General features: G+C 67.4%; 14 protein-coding genes. 9 read left to right on the forward strand and 5 right to left on the reverse strand.

The window, feature by feature from the left end:
* Nucleotides 1-44: 44 nt before the first annotated feature.
* Nucleotides 45-1,739 (forward strand): hypothetical protein, encoded by a 1,695-nt coding sequence (locus ACIQTU_RS07630; protein WP_400544738.1) that lies wholly within the window; start codon nucleotides 45-47, stop codon nucleotides 1,737-1,739.
* Here ACIQTU_RS07630 and ACIQTU_RS07635 read toward each other — a convergent pair.
* The 3 genes from ACIQTU_RS07635 to ACIQTU_RS07645 are packed head-to-tail and all read right to left on the reverse strand — an operon-like array spanning nucleotide 1,736 to nucleotide 6,731.
* Nucleotides 1,736-2,539: a thioredoxin domain-containing protein gene (locus ACIQTU_RS07635; RefSeq protein WP_400544740.1), complete on the reverse strand. Its 804-nt coding sequence runs from the start codon at nucleotides 2,537-2,539 to the stop codon at nucleotides 1,736-1,738. The genes ACIQTU_RS07630 and ACIQTU_RS07635 overlap by 4 nt on opposite strands.
* Before the next feature lie 28 nt (nucleotides 2,540-2,567).
* The gene (locus tag ACIQTU_RS07640; protein ID WP_400544743.1) at nucleotides 2,568-3,980 is read right to left on the reverse strand and encodes a M48 family metalloprotease; all 1,413 of its coding nucleotides are present in this window, start codon (nucleotides 3,978-3,980) and stop codon (nucleotides 2,568-2,570) included.
* A gap of 54 nt (nucleotides 3,981-4,034) precedes the next feature.
* A complete protein-coding gene (locus ACIQTU_RS07645) occupies nucleotides 4,035-6,731 on the reverse strand; it encodes an Rne/Rng family ribonuclease (RefSeq protein ID WP_400544746.1) in 2,697 nt (898 codons plus the stop codon).
* Between the two features lie 454 nt (nucleotides 6,732-7,185).
* Here ACIQTU_RS07645 and ACIQTU_RS07650 point away from each other — a divergent pair, with 454 nt between their 5' ends.
* Nucleotides 7,186-8,403: an N-acetylmuramoyl-L-alanine amidase gene (locus tag ACIQTU_RS07650; protein WP_400544749.1), complete on the forward strand. Its 1,218-nt coding sequence runs from the start codon at nucleotides 7,186-7,188 to the stop codon at nucleotides 8,401-8,403.
* A 1-nt stretch (nucleotide 8,404) separates the two neighbouring features.
* On the opposite strand, the gene ACIQTU_RS07655 is transcribed toward ACIQTU_RS07650, so the two are convergent.
* The gene (locus ACIQTU_RS07655) at nucleotides 8,405-9,049 is read right to left on the reverse strand and encodes a uracil-DNA glycosylase (protein WP_400544752.1); all 645 of its coding nucleotides are present in this window, start codon (nucleotides 9,047-9,049) and stop codon (nucleotides 8,405-8,407) included.
* Complete coding sequence (locus ACIQTU_RS07660) at nucleotides 9,046-9,627, reverse strand: NYN domain-containing protein (protein ID WP_400544755.1); 582 nt, start codon at nucleotides 9,625-9,627, stop codon at nucleotides 9,046-9,048. Before ACIQTU_RS07660 ends, ACIQTU_RS07655 begins: the two co-directional genes overlap by 4 nt.
* 30 nt (nucleotides 9,628-9,657) lie before the next feature.
* Between ACIQTU_RS07660 and folK the strand changes: the two genes are divergently transcribed.
* From folK to acpS, 7 genes are all read left to right on the forward strand, one after another.
* Entirely contained in the window at nucleotides 9,658-10,209 is a 552-nt protein-coding gene (gene folK / locus ACIQTU_RS07665) for a 2-amino-4-hydroxy-6-hydroxymethyldihydropteridine diphosphokinase (RefSeq protein ID WP_400544757.1), read from the forward strand.
* Nucleotides 10,210-10,293: 84 nt separating this feature from the next.
* Entirely contained in the window at nucleotides 10,294-10,653 is a 360-nt protein-coding gene (gene rpoZ / locus ACIQTU_RS07670) for a DNA-directed RNA polymerase subunit omega (RefSeq protein WP_400544760.1), read from the forward strand.
* 182 nt (nucleotides 10,654-10,835) lie between these two features.
* Nucleotides 10,836-12,989, forward strand: a complete 2,154-nt coding sequence (locus ACIQTU_RS07675; protein ID WP_400547067.1) for a RelA/SpoT family protein — start codon at nucleotides 10,836-10,838, stop codon at nucleotides 12,987-12,989.
* Nucleotides 12,990-13,017: 28 nt separating this feature from the next.
* Entirely contained in the window at nucleotides 13,018-13,797 is a 780-nt protein-coding gene (locus ACIQTU_RS07680; RefSeq protein WP_400544763.1) for a TIGR00730 family Rossman fold protein, read from the forward strand.
* 46 nt (nucleotides 13,798-13,843) lie between these two features.
* On the forward strand, nucleotides 13,844-14,428 hold the full coding sequence (pyrE, locus tag ACIQTU_RS07685) for an orotate phosphoribosyltransferase (protein ID WP_400544766.1): 585 nt from the start codon (nucleotides 13,844-13,846) through the stop codon (nucleotides 14,426-14,428).
* 15 nt (nucleotides 14,429-14,443) lie between these two features.
* Nucleotides 14,444-15,202: a pyridoxine 5'-phosphate synthase gene (locus ACIQTU_RS07690; RefSeq protein WP_400544769.1), complete on the forward strand. Its 759-nt coding sequence runs from the start codon at nucleotides 14,444-14,446 to the stop codon at nucleotides 15,200-15,202.
* Nucleotides 15,199-15,600: a holo-ACP synthase gene (gene acpS / locus ACIQTU_RS07695; RefSeq protein WP_400544772.1), complete on the forward strand. Its 402-nt coding sequence runs from the start codon at nucleotides 15,199-15,201 to the stop codon at nucleotides 15,598-15,600. Before ACIQTU_RS07690 ends, acpS begins: the two co-directional genes overlap by 4 nt.
* The last annotated feature ends 54 nt before the right edge of the window (nucleotides 15,601-15,654 follow it).

Consider the following 15,654-nt stretch of genomic DNA (forward strand, 5'->3'; position numbering starts at 1 on the left):
CGCTGTCCGGCGCGCACTCTCCCGGCGACTGAGGGAGTGGGACGATGCGTTTCGGATGGATGGCCTGCACGGCCCTGGCGGCCTGCATGTTCGGGCCGATGGCTGTAGCGGACGCGACGGCGGACAAGGCTGTGCGCGACCTGCTGGATCAGCCGCAGGTCTGCGGTCCCGGCGGCTCGGCCATCGAGGCCATCCCAAGCAATGACATCGTCATGGTCGAGGGCTTCGGTACGGGCGGCTTCAAGGTCGACACTACCAATCCCGAGGCCCAGGCCTGGTTCGATCATGGCGTGCGACTGCGCTGGGCGTTCGAGCACACCGAATCGGTGCGAGCCTTCCGCAAGGCGCGGGCGCTGGACCCGTCCTGCGGCATGTGCGCCTGGGGCGAGGCCTGGGCCATAGGCCCCAACCTGAACGGCGGCGGTCAGGACAAGGCCTCCATTGACGCCGCCCGCAAGGCCGCCCGCGACGCGCGGCGTCTGGCCCGCGACGCCACGCCGGTGCAGCGCCAGATGATTGACGCCCTGATCCAGCGCTATTCCGGCTCGGAAAAGAACCGGGCCGACCGCTTCGCCCAGCGCATGGATCGCATCGCGCGTCAGAACCCCGACGACGGGGCCATCGCCAACATCACCGCCGACGCCTGGCTGCTGGCCGCCGACGAATGGTGGGATGACGACGGCAAGGCGGCTGATCCGGCCATCCCGCGCGCCATGGGCCTGCTGGAACAGGCGCTGGCCAAGAACCCGAACGATCCGGGTGCGATCCACCTCTATATCCACCTGACGGAATGGTCGGACGACCCGCACAAGGCCATTCCCTACGGCGAGAAACTGGCCCTGCTGGCGCCGGCGGCCAGTCATCTGGTGCATATGCCGTCGCATACCTACTACCGCGTCGGGCGCTATCGGGACGCGATGAACTCGAACGTCAACGCCGTGGCGCTGGACCGGCGCTATGACGCCCTGGCCAAGCCGCCGGGCGGGGTGCCGGCGATGCGGCTGCATGGTCACAACATCCACTTCGGCATGGGCGGCGCCCTGATGGCAGGGGGCGGCGAAGAGGGGCTGAAGCTCGCCGACTGGTTCCTGGCCACCTATCCGAACATCGGCGCCCAGGAATACTGGCGTCAGATCGTCGCCAACAACGCCTACGCTCTCTATGGTCGCTTCGGCACGCCCGAGCAGGTCGCGGCGCTGAAGGAGCCGCCGGCGACCCATCCGTTGCTGCGGATCAGCTGGCGCTATGCGCGGGGCGAGGCGGCGGCGCGGGCGGGGGATGCGGTGGCGGTTAGGGCCGAAGCAGAGGCGATCAAGGCGGTGCGCGAGGCGACGACCTTCGCCGGGCCGATGGCCGAGCAGCGCGCGGTCTTCACCGAACTGTCCCAACGCATTCTGGAGGGCCGGGCGGCCATGATCGAGGGCAATGCGAGAGCCGCCGTCGTCGCCTTCACCCGCGCCGCCCAGATTCAGGCCATGGACGACGAGGGCGGCGATCCGCCGGTCATCTGGTATCCGACGCGCCGCAGTCTGGCGGCGGCCCTTCTAGCCAGCGGCGACGTGGTCGGGGCCAAGGCCAAGATCGAGGAGCTGCTGAAGGACTGGCCCAGCGATCCCTACAGCTACTTCGTGCTGGCTGAGGCCGAGCGGAAGCTGGGGAACGCCGCCGCCGCCGCCGAAGCGACCCGACGTTCGAACATCGAGTGGATCGGCGGCGAACGGACGCTGGCGGCGGCTTAACGCTTCGCCGCTTCGATCTGCTTGGCGACTTCGCCGGGCTCGATGCTGGCGCTGGCCTTGCCGTTGATGAAGAAGGTCGGCGTGCCTTGCAGGCCCAGGGTCGCGGCGGTCGTGTGGATGTCGGTGACGTGGCGCGTCATTTCCGGCGAGGCGATGGCCGCTTGCGCCTTGGTCATGTCCACGCCGTGCTTGACCAGGATGGCGTCGATGGCGGCGCGGTCCAGGGCGCGCTCGTTCATCAGGGCGTCGTAGACCTCCAGATACTTGCCCTGTCGATGCGCGGCGAGTGCGGCGCGGGCGGCGTATTGCGAGGTGACGTCGTCGCCCCGGTCCAGAATCGGCCAGTCCTTGAAGACGAAGCGGACCTCGGGGTGGGCGGCCATCAGGGCGCGGTAGTCGTGGGCCACGGCCTTGCAGCCCGGGCAGCGGAAGTCGAAGAACTCGATCACCGTCACCTTGGCGTCGGCGGGACCGAAGCTGGGGTCGCGCGCGTCGGGGGCCAGCAGGGCGGGGTTGGCCTTGGCGGCGGCGTTGATGGTTTCGACGCGCGACTGTTCCTCGTGGGCCTGACGTGCGGCCAGCACCTCGTCCAGCACCTGCGGGTTCTCAATCAGATAGGCGCGCACCCGGCCGCCGAAGTCGCCGCCCGTCAGATAGGGTACGGCGGACACGCCCAGAGCCAGAACCGAGACGGCCAGAGCCGCGCCGGCCAGCGTCTTGCCCGACAGTGACGACAGGACGCTGCCCTTCGGGGCGGGCGTCGGGGTCTGGGGGGCGTCTGGGCGGGCGTCGTCAGTCATGAAGGTCTCGGTATCAGAAGTCTGGGCGTCAGGTATTGGGCAGGATGACGCCGCGGTTGTTGCGCTGCTCGTTGCGGCGCTCGGCGTCGGTGATGTCTTTCTCCGAGGCGCCCGACGACAGGACGATGTCGGTGGCGCGGCGCCATTCGATGGAGTTGCGGTCCAGCATGTCGCGGGCGCGCATGGCGAACTGGTTGGCCTGTTCCGTCCGGCCCAGGGCGAACCAGTATTCGGCCGAGGCCAGGCGCGCCTCGCCCTCCTTGCCCTGACTGGCGTAGGCCTGACCCAGCAGCCGCCAGGCCAGGGTGTTGTCCTTCTCCAACGCCACGGCGCGCTTCAACTGATCGACGGCGGCGTCCAGATTGGCCGCGTCATTGGTTTCAATCAGGGCGTGGGCCAGGTTGATCTTCAGCAGGGGCGCGTCGGGCTTCAGTTCGACGGCCTTCTGATGGGCGCCGATGGCCTCGGCCGGGCGACCTTCCTCGAACAGGATCTGACCCTTCAACTCCCAGAAGTAGGGATTGGCGGGTTGTTCGGTCAGCAGTGCGTCGACGGCGTCCAGCGCCTTGTCTGTCTGGCCGTCGCGGTACCAGGCGATGGCGCGGGCGTAACGGGCGGGCAGGGAAGTGTCGGACGACGGATAGTCGCGCAGCGCCGCGTTCGGCGACTCCATGAAGGAGCGAATCTTGGCGACGACCAGCGCGTGCTGGGCCATCCGTTCGGGGCTGTCCTGATGGTTGTAGTGGGCGGCGGCCTCGACCGGACGGCGAAGGGCCTCGATCCGCTGCGACGACAGGGGATGGCTGCGGAAATAGGGGTAGCGGCGCTGGTCCGAGAAGACTTCCTGCGACCGGAAGTTCTCGAAGAACTCGACCATGCCCTTGCCGGATTCCCCGGCGCGCTCCAGAGCGCGGGCGCCGGTGATGTCAGCTTCGCCTTCCTGGCTCTGCATATAGCGCAGGGCGCCGAGCGTGCCGAAATACTGGCTGGAGGCCAGCAGGGCCGCGCCCGCGTCCGGCGCGCCGGCGATCGCGGCCAGGGCGCCCAGCGCCATGGTCATGATCATCGGCTGCATGCCGGCGTTCTGGGCGCCGTCGCGCAGGGTGTGGCGGTTCTTGATGTGGCCGGCCTCGTGGGCAATCACGCCCAGAAGCTGGTTGGGGGTCTTGGTCTGCAGGATCAGGCCGGTGTTCAGGCCCATGATCCGCCCGCGCGTCGCGAAGGCGTTCAGATCATTGTCGTTGACCAGAAGGATCTCGACCTCGGCCGGGTCCAGTCCCATGGCGCCCAGCACGGGCTCCGACCACTCGTGGATGATGCCTTCGATCTCGGTGTCGCGAATCAGGCTTTGGGCCGAGGCAGATCCCGCCGCCGCCAGCACCGCCACGGCGGACGTGGCGGAGATGAGGATGCGGGATGCGACACGGGGAAGTCTGGTCATGACGTACTCCAGAACGACAGTCTCCCCCGTGTCTTCAAGCCTAATCGTGTCCGATCAACGGCGCCACCAGCCGCGCTTCGGCTTTTCAGGCGGGGCGACGATCTGGTTGGGATCGTCGGCGATGATGGCGGCCACGTCGACCTCGGGGGTCGGCGCAGACGTCGGTTCGGCGGTCACGACCGGCTCGGGCGCAGGTTCCGGGGTCGGTTCCGGGCTCAGGGCCTGTTCGATGGCGGCCTCGACCTTGGCGGCGATGACGGGTTCCACGTCCAGTTGGGCGGGAACGACGACCGGCGGCTCTGCCTCGGCCACGACTTCAGCCTGGGCCTCGGCGGGGGCTTCGATCACGGCTTCGGCTGCGACATCGGCGCTGACCTTGCGGCGGACGCGGCGACGCTTGGGCGCCTCGACGACCTCGGCGACGGGTTCCGGCGCGTCGGCGACGGCTTCCTCGGCCGGGATGACCGTGGCGATCGGCGTGTCCGGTGAGCCGACGGGCGGCAGGCCCTCATTGACGGCGCGGTCCTCGACCTTGGCGTCGTGGGGCAGGCCGCCGCGATCCCGGCCGCGACCGCGACCGCGACGACGGCGCGAACGGCCGCCCTCGCGTTCGGCGCGCTCGCCTTCGGGACGTTCAGCGGCGACGGCTTCGACGTCACGGGCTTCCGATGCCTCGACCGGGGCGCGCTCGGCGCGGGGTGAGGGGTTGATCGGGTCGAACCAGACGTAGGGGTCGTCCAGCGACGGCGTGCGGCCGCGCACCCAGGTGAAGGCGTCGCGTTCGCCGTCTTCACGCATGCGGCGACCGCCACGACGGCCGCGACGACGGCGACGGCCGGCCTCGCTGTCGTCGTCTTCGTCTTCGGCGGCGACCACGTCGGTCGAGCCGGCTTCGTCGGAGGTTTCCTCGTCACGGCGACCGCCGCGACGGCGGCGACGGCGGCCACGACCGCGGCCTTCGCCGTCGTGATGCTCGGCGCGCTCGCGAGCCTCGTCATCGTCGCTGTCTTCGCGCTCGAGGTCGGCTTCGTCCTCGTCGTCGCCCTCGATCACCTCGTCGTCCTCGTCTTCGTCCTCGTGGTCGAAGGCGTGGTCGTCATAGCCGTCGTCCAGCTCGGCGGCCGAGATGTGGGTGACGACCGGGACGAAGTCCTCGTTGGTCGAGGTGCGCTCGATGGCGTGCTCGCCCTGGGCCAGGCTGTCGTCGATCTGGATGACCACGTTCAGGCCGCGCTGGTCCAGCAGGCGCTGCAGGTAGCTGCGCTTGTGGTTAAGGATGTAGAGGGCGACAGCGGTCGAGACGCGCAGGTTGACCGAACCGGCGCCGTTGCGGCCCGCCTCGATGTCCACGGCGCGCAGGGTGGTCAGGGCGGCGCTTTCCGCCGAGCGGATGCGACCGGCGCCCTGGCAGCAGGCGCAGACCTCGGTGGCGCCTTCGATCACGCCCAGGCGTCGGCGCTGGCGGCTGATCTCCATCAGGCCGAAGCCCGAGATGCGGCCCATCTGGATGCGGGCGCGATCCTTGGCCAGCGCGTCCTTCAGCGCCTTCTCGACGGCGCGGTTGTTCTTGCCTTCATCCATATCGATGAAGTCGATGACGATCAGGCCGGCAAGGTCGCGCAGACGCAGTTGGCGGGCGGCCTCGACGGCGGCTTCCAGGTTGGTCTTGGTGGCGGTGGCCTCGACGTTGCGCTCCTTGGTGGAGCGGCCCGAGTTGACGTCGATGGCCACCAGGGCCTCGGTCTGGTTGATCACCAGATAGCCGCCGGACTTCAGCGGCACGACCGGCTGGTGAATCTGGGTGAGCACCTCTTCGATGCCGTTTGCGGCGAACAGGGGCTTGGAGCCTTGGTAGAGGTGGATCTTCTTGGCCTGCGACGGCATCAGCACGCGCATGAAGTCGCGGGCTTCCTTGAAGCCTTCGAGGCCTTCGACCTGAATGCCGTCGAAGTCCTTGTCATACATGTCGCGCACGGCGCGGCGGACCAGGTTTTCTTCTTCGTAGATGACGGCCGGGGCGTTCGACTTCAGCGTGGTCTCGCGGATCGTCTCCCACAGGCGCAGCAGGTATTCATAGTCGCGCTTGATCTCGGCGCGGGTACGCTTGGCTCCGGCTGTGCGGATGATCAGGCCCATGCCCTTGGGCACCTTCAGCGCCGCAGCGGCGGCTTTCAGGCGGCGGCGGTCCGAGGTGTTTGTGATCTTGCGCGAAATGCCGCCGCCCTTGCCGGTGTTGGGCATCAGGACGCAGTAGCGGCCGGCCAGCGACAGCCAGGTGGTCAGGGCCGCGCCCTTGGCGCCGCGCTCGTCCTTGACGACCTGCACCAGCAGGATCTGACGGCGCTTGATGACGTCCTGGATCTTGTAGCGACGCATCAGGCGGCGCTTCAGGCGTTCCTCGTCGGCCAGGCCGCCTTCGGACTCGTCATCGCCTTCACGGCCCAGATCGTCGTGATCGTCGTCGTCCGAGTTCGCTTCGGCCATGATGGCTTCGCGGTCGGCGACCGGGATCTGATAGTAGTCGGGGTGGATTTCGTTGAAGGCTAGGAAGCCGTGACGATTGCCGCCGTACTCGATGAAGGCCGCCTGGAGGCTGGGCTCTACGCGGGTGACCTTGGCGAGATAGATGTTGCCGCGAAGCTGGCGGCGGGCCGTGGATTCGAAATCGAATTCCTCAACCTGGCGTCCGTCCACGATGGCGACGCGGGTTTCTTCCGCGTGCGCCGCATCGATCAGCATTGTCTTTGACATTAAAAGTCTCTCTCTGGCGCGCCAGGCCGGGCCCTGCGGAAATCTCCGCGGACAAGGGGGCGGCTCGCCGAATGGAAATGGGGGCCAGGGCGCGCGTCATCCCCTCGCGAAGTGCGAGAGCGGCATCAAACTGCCGGTCGGGAGCGCAGGCGGGTCGGCCCATGAGGTTCTGTCGGTCCTGGATCCGAACGCGCCGTTCAAGGCCGCGTCCCGGACCCGTTCTTCAGATCGTCGGCCAGGCCGGGCGATCCTCGGAATGAGGTGAAAGTCAGCGCCGCGAGGAGGGCGCGCCCGAACCCTGCTGAAACCACAGGGGGCGCGATCATTCGCTTGCGGACCAGATCATAGGCATATGTAGCGGAAAATAAAAGAACCACGACCGTTACAGGTATTAACGAAATCCTTAATCGCTGGCCTCATCCTGTCGCCTGAACCAGAAGGGTGAAGTCCGTCCATGTATGGCCGGTGGCGTAACAATCTGGCCCGTTGGGGCGTGCGCGAATGGGCGATGACGGCCTTGGCCTTTGTCGTGATTTGCGCCGTCGTGCTGACGGCTGGGCGCGGCCTGGCCTTTGGACCGGACGGTCAGATTTCGGGCATCCGCTTCGGCGGGGACGCCCAGCGCACGCGGGTCGTGCTTGATCTGGGCAAGACCACGCGCGGCCAGGTGATCGAGGACGGCACGACTGGTCGCGTCGTCGTGGCCCTGTCGGACGTGGCGCCGGGCCGGGGTCTGGACGGCAACGGCTCCGGCTTGGTGCGCGGCTATGAGGTCAGCTCGGCCGGCACGTCGTCGCGCATCCGTCTGGACCTGGCGCGCGGAGCAGAGATCGAGCGCCGCTTCCTGCTGCCGCCCGGCGATGGGGTGCCGCACTATCGCTATGTCATCGACCTGAAGGCCACGGGCGCCGCCGCAGCGGTCGCCGTCAGCACGCCGCCGCGCCGCGAACAGGCCCGCAAGGAAAAGCCGCTGATCGTCATCGACGCCGGTCACGGCGGTCGCGATCCGGGCGCTCAGGGCGTTCATGCCCAGGAAAAGGCCGTCACCCTGGCCGCCGCGCGTGAACTGAAGGCAGCGATCGAGCGCACCGGGCGTTATCGCGTGCGCCTGACGCGCGACAGCGACGTCTATGTCATCCACGGTCGCCGCGTGCAGATCGCCCGTGACGCTGGCGCCGACCTGTTTATCTCCCTGCATGCCGACGCCGGGACCGATCCGGCCCTGCGCGGGGCGAGCGTCTATACCCTGTCGGAACAGGGGGCGGGCCGTGCGGTGCGTGAATACACGCGCGGCGACGACTGGCAGCGCGATCTGCGGCTGCCGGGCCGCGACCCTTCGGTCGATCGCATCCTGCTGGACATGACGCAGCGCGCCACCCAGAATCGCTCGGCCCAGTTCGCGCGGGTTCTGCTGACCCACCTGGAAGGCGACAGCCACCCGCTGCTGCGCCGCAGCCATCGCGACGCCGGTCTGGCCGTTCTGCTGGCGCCCGATGTCCCGGCCATCCTGCTGGAGATGGGCTTCATCACCAATCCCGAGGATGAGCGCGTTCTGACCGATGAACGCGCCCGTCGCCGCCTGATGCGTTCGGTCGCCGAGGGCATCGACCGCTACTTCCGCGAGCCCTCGGCGCCGGTGATGGTGGCCGGCGAGGTCGCCGGCGGCGGCTGACCTAGTCTTCCAGCGCCAGTCTGGCGCGATGGAAAATTTCTTCGAACATGTCAGGCGTCAGGCGGCCCGTGTTCGTGTTCAGACGAGAGCAGTGATAGCTGTTGATGATGGTGTAGCCGCCGACCTTGCCCTCGACGCCGTGTCCGGCGGGAATGGCTGTGCCGGGGTAGCCAAGCGTCCGTAGGATGCTGCGCCGGGACACGTCGCCCAGGGTGACGATCACCTTCAGCCGGGGCAGGGCGGCCAGTCGGTCGATCAGGAAGGGACGGCAGGTGTTTTCCTCGTCGCCCGTCGGCTTGTTCTGCGGCGGTGCGCAGCGCACCGCATTGGTGATCATGGCGTCGACCAGAGTCAGGTCGTCATGGCCGTCTGGATCGTAGCTGCCTTGCGCGAACCCGGTCTTCCTCAGGGTGTCGAACAGCAGCCAGCCGGCGTGGTCGCCGGTGAAGGGGCGGCCGGTGCGGTTGGCGCCCATGCGGCCCGGCGCCAGGCCCGCGATCAGCAGCCGCGCGTTGGTATCGCCGAACGACGGGGCGGGGCCGTTCCACCAGTCGGGGTTCTGGCGGATGTTTTCCTGACGATAGGCGACCAGACGAGGGCACAGAGGGCAGTCGCGCTCGGGCTCCGGGTTCAGCGGGCGGCTCACGTCCGGTCGCTCCGGTCCAGGGTGCGGGCGACGCCCTGGTTCATCGCCGTCTTGGGCTTGCTGAAGTGGGTCATGACATCGGCCAGGTCGATGAAGGCGTCGGCCTGCCGGCGCAGTTCGTCAGCGATCTGGGGCGGTTGGCTGCGGGTGGTCGAAACGACGGTGACGCGCACGCCCTTGGCCTGAATGGCCTCGACCAATCGACGGAAGTCGCCGTCGCCCGAGAACAGGAACATATGATCCAGCCGCGGAGCCAGCTCCATCATGTCGACCGCGATCTCCATGTCCATATTGCCCTTGATGCGGCTATGGCCCTGGGCGTCTGTGAAGCGTTTGACCGGTTTGGTCGTCACGGCGAAGCCGTTGTAGTCGAGCCAGTCGACCAGCGGACGAACGGGTGAGAACTCTTCGCCCTCGACCACCGCCGTGTAATAATAGGCGCGCACCAGCTGGCCCTTCTGGCCGAACCAGTCGGACAGCTTTCTGAAGTCGAGATCGACATTAAGTGCGCGAGCCGCCGAATAGAGGTTGGCGCCGTCGATGAACAAGGCGATGCGGTCGCCCGTGTGGCCAGTCATGAATATGAGTCCGTGGAAAAGGTCGTCAGTATGAGCGTCTCGACCGAAATCCCCGAAGGCGACCTTGATCTGGACAGTGCAGTCATCGTCGCGCTGGGCTGTAATGACAAGGGCGTCTGGGCGTCCTGTGAAGAGTCGCTTGAAGCGGCCCTGGCGCGGTTTCGGGCCGAAGGCATCGACATTCTGGCGCGCTCGTCCTGGTGGTCGTCGAAGGCCTGGCCTGATCCGACCGATCCACCTTTCCTGAATGGGGTGGTGGTCGTGCGGACAGAGCATGAGCCCGGCGCTCTTATGACCCGGCTGTCGCGGATGGAGGATGTTTTCGATCGTCGTCGCAGCGTCCGCAATGCGCCCCGCACCCTGGATCTGGACCTGATCGCCTATGGCCGACTGAGCGGCGACCTGGAGGGGCTGATCCTGCCGCATCCGCGTGCGGCCGAGCGCCTGTTCGTCATGGGGCCCCTGGCCGAGATCGCGCCGGAATGGACCCATCCCGTGGCGGGCGAAAGCGCAGCAGCCCTTGCCGCGACCTGCGTCGTCGGGGTAGACGCGCGTCCTGTTCCGGCGAAAGCGGGCGTCTGAGGCCGTATTCCGGCCTTCGCGGCGTTGCACAATCACGCCTAACCCTATATTTTGTGCGGTTCTCCCTGCCGCCAGAGGAATTTCATGGCCCGCGTCACTGTCGAAGACTGCATCGAAAAGGTGCCGAACCGCTTTGGTCTGGTTCTGCTGGCCGGTCACCGCGCCCGCAATATCGCCAACGGCGCCGCCCTGACCATCGATCGCGACAACGACAAGAACCCCGTCGTCGCCCTGCGCGAGCTGGCTGATGAAACGGTCATCCCGGAAGAGCTGCGTGAGAACATCATCACCACGCTGCAACGCGTCGATGAGCGTACGGAAGCCGAGGATGAAGCCGAAGTCGTGGCCCTGCTGGCCGAGCCGCAACACATGAACATGGCCGAAGCCGAACTGATCCGCGCGCTGCAAAGCGACCGGGACGGCGGCCAGGAGGAACGCTACTGACGGCAGAGCCAGTCAACGGCGTAACCATTCTTCCGGCGCGGTCCCCCGCGGACCCGTCGCCGGACAAAGTCGCGAATCAGATAGACCAGACGGCGTCGCCCCAGACCGGGGCGGCGCCGTTGTCGTCTGAAGTCCTTTCTCCGTCCGAGTCTCAAGTGTCTGAAGCCAAGCGCGCGCCGATCATGCGCCAGTTCGAATTGATCGAAGCGGTCAAGGCCTATGATCCTACGGCCGACGAGGCGCTGCTGAACCGCGCCTATGTCTATGCGATGAAGATGCACGGCTCGCAGCTGCGGGCCTCGGGTGATCCCTATTTCGCGCACCCGATCCAGGTCGCTGGCATCCTGACCGACTACAAGCTGGACACGGCGACCATCGTCACCGCTCTGCTGCACGACGTCGTCGAGGACACCTCGGCTACCCGTGACGACATCGCCGCCATGTTCGGCGAAGAGGTCGCCGTCCTGGTCGAGGGCGTGACCAAGCTGTCGCGACTGGAGCTGCAGGCCGAGCACACGCGTCAGGCCGAGAACCTGCGCAAGTTCATCCTGGCCATCTCCAAGGACGTGCGCGTCCTGCTGGTGAAGCTGGCCGACCGCCTGCACAACATGCGCACGCTCCAGTACGTCAAGCCGGAGAAGCGCGAGCGCATCAGCCGCGAGACGCTGGAAGTCTATGCCCCGCTGGGCCGGTCCATCGGCATCCACTCCATCGCCTCGGAGCTGGAGGAACTGGCGTTCGAACATTTGAACGCCACGGCGCGTGTCGCCATCCAGCGCCGTCTGGAGGCGCTGAAGCTGGAGCACGGCCGCGCCATCGAGGGCGTGTCACGCGAGATCGAGACGGTCCTCAGCGAGGCGGGCATCCCCGCTCATGTGAAAGGCCGGGAAAAGACGCCCTATTCGATCTGGCGCAAGCTGCAGAGGAAGTCGGTCGGCTTCTCGTCCCTGTCCGATATCTATGGCTTCCGGGTCATCGTGGAGGCCGAGGACGACTGTTATCGCGCCCTGGGCGTCATCCACCGCGCCTGGCCCATGGTGCCGGAACGGTTCAAGGACTTCATCTCGACCCCCAAGTCGAACAACTATCGCTCGCTGCACACCACGGTGGTCGGCCCCGGTGGCCTGCGCATCGAGATGCAGATCCGCACCGAGATCATGGATCGCGTGGCCGAGGACGGCGTGGCCGCGCACTGGGCCTACAAGAACCACTCCTACGGCTTCGACCGCGAGGCGATGGAAGCCGACGGCGGGCGCGACCCGCTGCTGAACCTGCGTCATCTGGTTCAGGTCATCGAGCACGGCGAGGGCGGCGAGGACTGGGTCGAGCACGCCAAGCTCGAAATGTACCTGGATCAGGTCTTCGTCTTCACGCCGAAGGGGGCTTTGATCACCCTGCCGCGTGGCGGCATGGCCCTGGACTTCGCCTATGCCGTCCACACCGAGGTCGGCGATACGGCGGTGGGCGTCAAGATCAACGGCGAGCTGAAGCCGATGCGCACGGCGCTGCAGAACGGCGACGTGGTCGAGATCATTCGCGGGACCAAACGCGAAGTGCCGACCGACTGGCGCAGCCTGACGGTCACGGGCCGCGCCCGTTCGGCCATCCGCCGTCACATCCGCACATCCGAACGCGACGAGTTCGTGCGTCTGGGCAAGGCGACGCTGGAGCAGACGCTGGAGCGGGCGGGCAAGTCCCTGGCCGAGGTCAAGCTGACCGAGACGCTAAAGACCTTCGCCATCGCCACGGAAGAGGATCTGTTCGACGCCATTGGCCGGGGGCGTCTGGCTGCGACCAAGATCGCTGAAACCATCTTCCCTGCGCTGAAGGGCCAGTTGAAGGCCGGGCCGGAGCGCAAGCGGATCGGCAATGAACAGGCGCGCCTGTTCGTACGCGGCAGCGGCCTGACGCCCGGCGTCAGCATCCACTTCGGCGCCTGCTGCTCGCCGGTGCCGGGCGACCGCATCGTCGGTATCCTGGAGCCCGACAAGGGCCTGACGGTCCACACCATCGATTGTCAAAGCCTGGCTGACTTCGCTGACGACGACAGCGTCTGGCAGGACTTGCAGTGGACGCCGCAGGCCGAGCAGGACGCGGTGGCCTCGGCCCGCCTCCGCGCCACCATCCGCAACGCACCCGGCGTGCTGGGGCAGGTGGCCACCATCATCGGCGAGGCCGGCGGCAATATTCTGAACCTGTCGATGGCCCATCGTCAGCAGGACTTCTTCGACGTGGATATCGACGTCGAGGTCGAGGATGCGCGTCACGCCACCATGATCATCGCGGCGCTGCGCGCCAATCCGTCCGTCGACACCGTGGACCGCGCGCGCGGCTGATCGCCCGCGCGTCTGACTGAAGGCCGAAATGTCTCCCGAACAGCAAGCACTCGCCAACGCCGCTCAACTGGCGTCGCCCTCCTATCGTCTGGCCGCCCTGGATCAGGACTTCCTGCTGGGCGAGTCGATGCGCGGCGTGCGCTTCCTGATGGAGTACGAAAAGGCCGAGGAGGCGCTGAAGGCCTGGGGTGTGCGCTCGACCCTGGTGGTGTTCGGCAGCGCCCGCGTGGGGGTCAACGGCGACGGTCGCCACGCCCACTGGTACGAACAGGCGCGCCAGTTCGGCCGGATCGCCTCGGAGCGGGGTGGGGCCTTCCGGGGCTCGCCCGGCGAGGTGCGCGACAACGTCATCGCCACCGGCGGCGGCCCGGGCATCATGCAGGCCGCCAACCAGGGCGCGCACGAAGCCGGCGCCCCGTCGATCGGCTTCAACGTCACCTTGCCGCACGAGCAGGTGCCCAACCCGTGGTCGACGCCGGAACTGACCTTCCAGTTTCACTACTTCGCCATGCGCAAGATGCATCTGGCCATGCGGGCCAATGGTCTGGTGGTCTTCCCGGGCGGTTTCGGCACGCTGGATGAGCTGTTCGAGATCCTGACCCTGCGCCAGACCGACAAGGCACCGCCGATCCCCATTGTCTTGTTTGACGAGGCCTATTGGCGCTCGGTGATCAACTTCGACACCCTGATCGAGCACGGCATGGTCAAGGCGTCGGACATGGCGCTGTTCTCGTTCGCCGATGACGCCGAAACCGTCTGGACCAGGCTGCTGGAAGGCGGCGTCAAGCCTAACTGCGATCTGACCTAGATCGGTCGCTTGAGGGCGAGGGGCGCAGGGTCTAAGGGACGCTCTCATGAACACTGAAGACGTCCTCAACGAATTCCGCGACGCCGGCGCCCTGCGCGAAGGCCATTTCGTCCTGTCGTCCGGCCTGCACAGCCCGGTCTTCCTGCAGAAGAACCTGGTCTTCATGGACGGTCGTCGCTGCGAGCGCCTGTGCAAGGCCCTGGCTGAGAAGATCGTCGCCACGGTCGGTCCGGTCGATGTGGCCATCTCGCCTGCCGTCGGCGGCATCATCCCCGGCTATGAGACGGCCAAGCACCTGAACGTGCGCTCGCTCTACGTCGAGCGCGAAGGCGGCGAGTTCAAGCTGCGTCGCGGCTTCACCGTCGAGCCGGGCGAGAAGGTCGTCATGGTCGAGGACATCGTCACCACCGGCCTGTCGTCGCGCGAATGCATCGCCGCCATCCAGAAGGCTGGGGGCGAAGTCGTCGCCGCCGCCTGCATCGTCGACCGCTCGGGCGGTCGCGCGGACGTGGGCGTGCCGCTGATCGCTCTGGCGACGCTGGACGTCCCGGTCTATCCGGCCGACGCCCTGCCGCCCGAACTGGCCGCCCTGCCGGTCGAGGATCCGGGCAGCCGCCGGCTGTCCAAGTAGAAGAAAGAGAACGGGATGAAGCGCGAGCGGGTACGTCTGGGCGTCAACATCGACCACGTCGCCACGGTTCGTAACGCGCGCGGCGGCGCTCATCCCGATCCGGCTCGCGCGGCCGAGGCGGCGCTGGCGGCAGGCGCGGACGGCATCACCGCCCACCTGCGCGAGGATCGCCGCCACATCACCGACGCCGACATCGACGTGCTGACAGCTCTGTGCCGTCGTGCGGACAAGCCGCTGAACTTCGAGATGGCGGTGACGGAAGAGATGCTGGCCATCGCCCTGCGCCACCGTCCGCACGCCGCCTGTCTGGTGCCGGAGCGGCGTGAGGAGGTCACGACCGAGGGCGGTCTGGCCGTGGCCGGTCACGAGGCCCGCATCGCCCCGGTGGTGAAGGCGCTGTCGGACGCCGGCATCCGCGTCAGCCTGTTCATCGAGCCGTCCGAAGCCCAGGTCGAGGCCGCCGCCGCCGTGGGCGCCCAGGTGGTCGAGTTCCACACGGGTCGTTACTGCCACCTGACCGACCCGGCCGAGCGCGCCTTCGAGCTGGACCGTCTGGCCGCCGCCGCCGCCCAGGCAGACATCCTGGGGCTGGAGGTCCATGCCGGGCATGGTCTGGACTACGCCACGGCCAGCGTGGTTCTGGGCATCCCTGAGATCAAGGAACTGAACATCGGCCACTTCCTGATCGGGGAGGCGGTCTTCGTCGGCCTGGACGCCGCCATCCGCCGGATGAGGGCGGCGATGGACGAGGCGGTGGCGGGAGCGAACCGGTGATCATCGGCATCGGCGCCGATATGTCGGATATCCGGCGGATTGAGGCGTCGCTGAATCGCTTTGGCGACCGCTTCAAGAACCGCGTCTTCACTGAGATCGAACGCACCCGCTCCGACCGAAAACCGGACCCGGCCTGGAGCTACGCCAAGCGGTTCGCGGCCAAGGAGGCCTGCGCCAAGGCGCTCGGCACCGGGATGCGCGCCGACGTCTATTGGCGCGACATGGGGGTGGTGAACCTGAAGTCCGGTCAGCCGACCCTGGCCCTGACCGGCCACGCCGCCGAGCATCTGGCCCGGCTGACCCCGCCGGGGCATGAGCCGCGCATCCATCTGACCCTCAGCGACGAACACCCGTATGCTCTCGCTTTCGTGGTCATCGAAGCCTTGCCCGTGGCGTAATCAGCCTTTACGCCTCAGGCTTCCAACCCCGCGTTCTGCGGGGGATTCGAGCAG

The organism is Brevundimonas sp. NPDC090276, from assembly GCF_044772165.1.
Classification (GTDB): domain Bacteria; phylum Pseudomonadota; class Alphaproteobacteria; order Caulobacterales; family Caulobacteraceae; genus Brevundimonas.

Bases quoted from the DNA above. Each gene is read 5' to 3' on its own strand.
- ACIQTU_RS07680 (WP_400544763.1), top strand. From the start codon at position 13,018: ATGTCTCCCGAACAGCAAGCACTCGCCAACGCCGCTCAACTGGCGTCG.
- ACIQTU_RS07675 (WP_400547067.1), top strand. From the start codon at position 10,836: ATGCGCCAGTTCGAATTGATCGAAGCGGTCAAGGCCTATGATCCTACG.
- pyrE (WP_400544766.1), top strand. From the start codon at position 13,844: ATGAACACTGAAGACGTCCTCAACGAATTCCGCGACGCCGGCGCCCTG.
- ACIQTU_RS07640 (WP_400544743.1), bottom strand. From the start codon at position 3,980: ATGACCAGACTTCCCCGTGTCGCATCCCGCATCCTCATCTCCGCCACG.
- ACIQTU_RS07635 (WP_400544740.1), bottom strand. From the start codon at position 2,539: ATGACTGACGACGCCCGCCCAGACGCCCCCCAGACCCCGACGCCCGCC.
- ACIQTU_RS07690 (WP_400544769.1), top strand. From the start codon at position 14,444: ATGAAGCGCGAGCGGGTACGTCTGGGCGTCAACATCGACCACGTCGCC.
- folK (WP_400544757.1), top strand. From the start codon at position 9,658: ATGAGCGTCTCGACCGAAATCCCCGAAGGCGACCTTGATCTGGACAGT.
- ACIQTU_RS07645 (WP_400544746.1), bottom strand. From the start codon at position 6,731: ATGTCAAAGACAATGCTGATCGATGCGGCGCACGCGGAAGAAACCCGC.
- ACIQTU_RS07630 (WP_400544738.1), top strand. From the start codon at position 45: ATGCGTTTCGGATGGATGGCCTGCACGGCCCTGGCGGCCTGCATGTTC.
- ACIQTU_RS07650 (WP_400544749.1), top strand. From the start codon at position 7,186: ATGTATGGCCGGTGGCGTAACAATCTGGCCCGTTGGGGCGTGCGCGAA.
- rpoZ (WP_400544760.1), top strand. From the start codon at position 10,294: ATGGCCCGCGTCACTGTCGAAGACTGCATCGAAAAGGTGCCGAACCGC.
- ACIQTU_RS07660 (WP_400544755.1), bottom strand. From the start codon at position 9,627: ATGACTGGCCACACGGGCGACCGCATCGCCTTGTTCATCGACGGCGCC.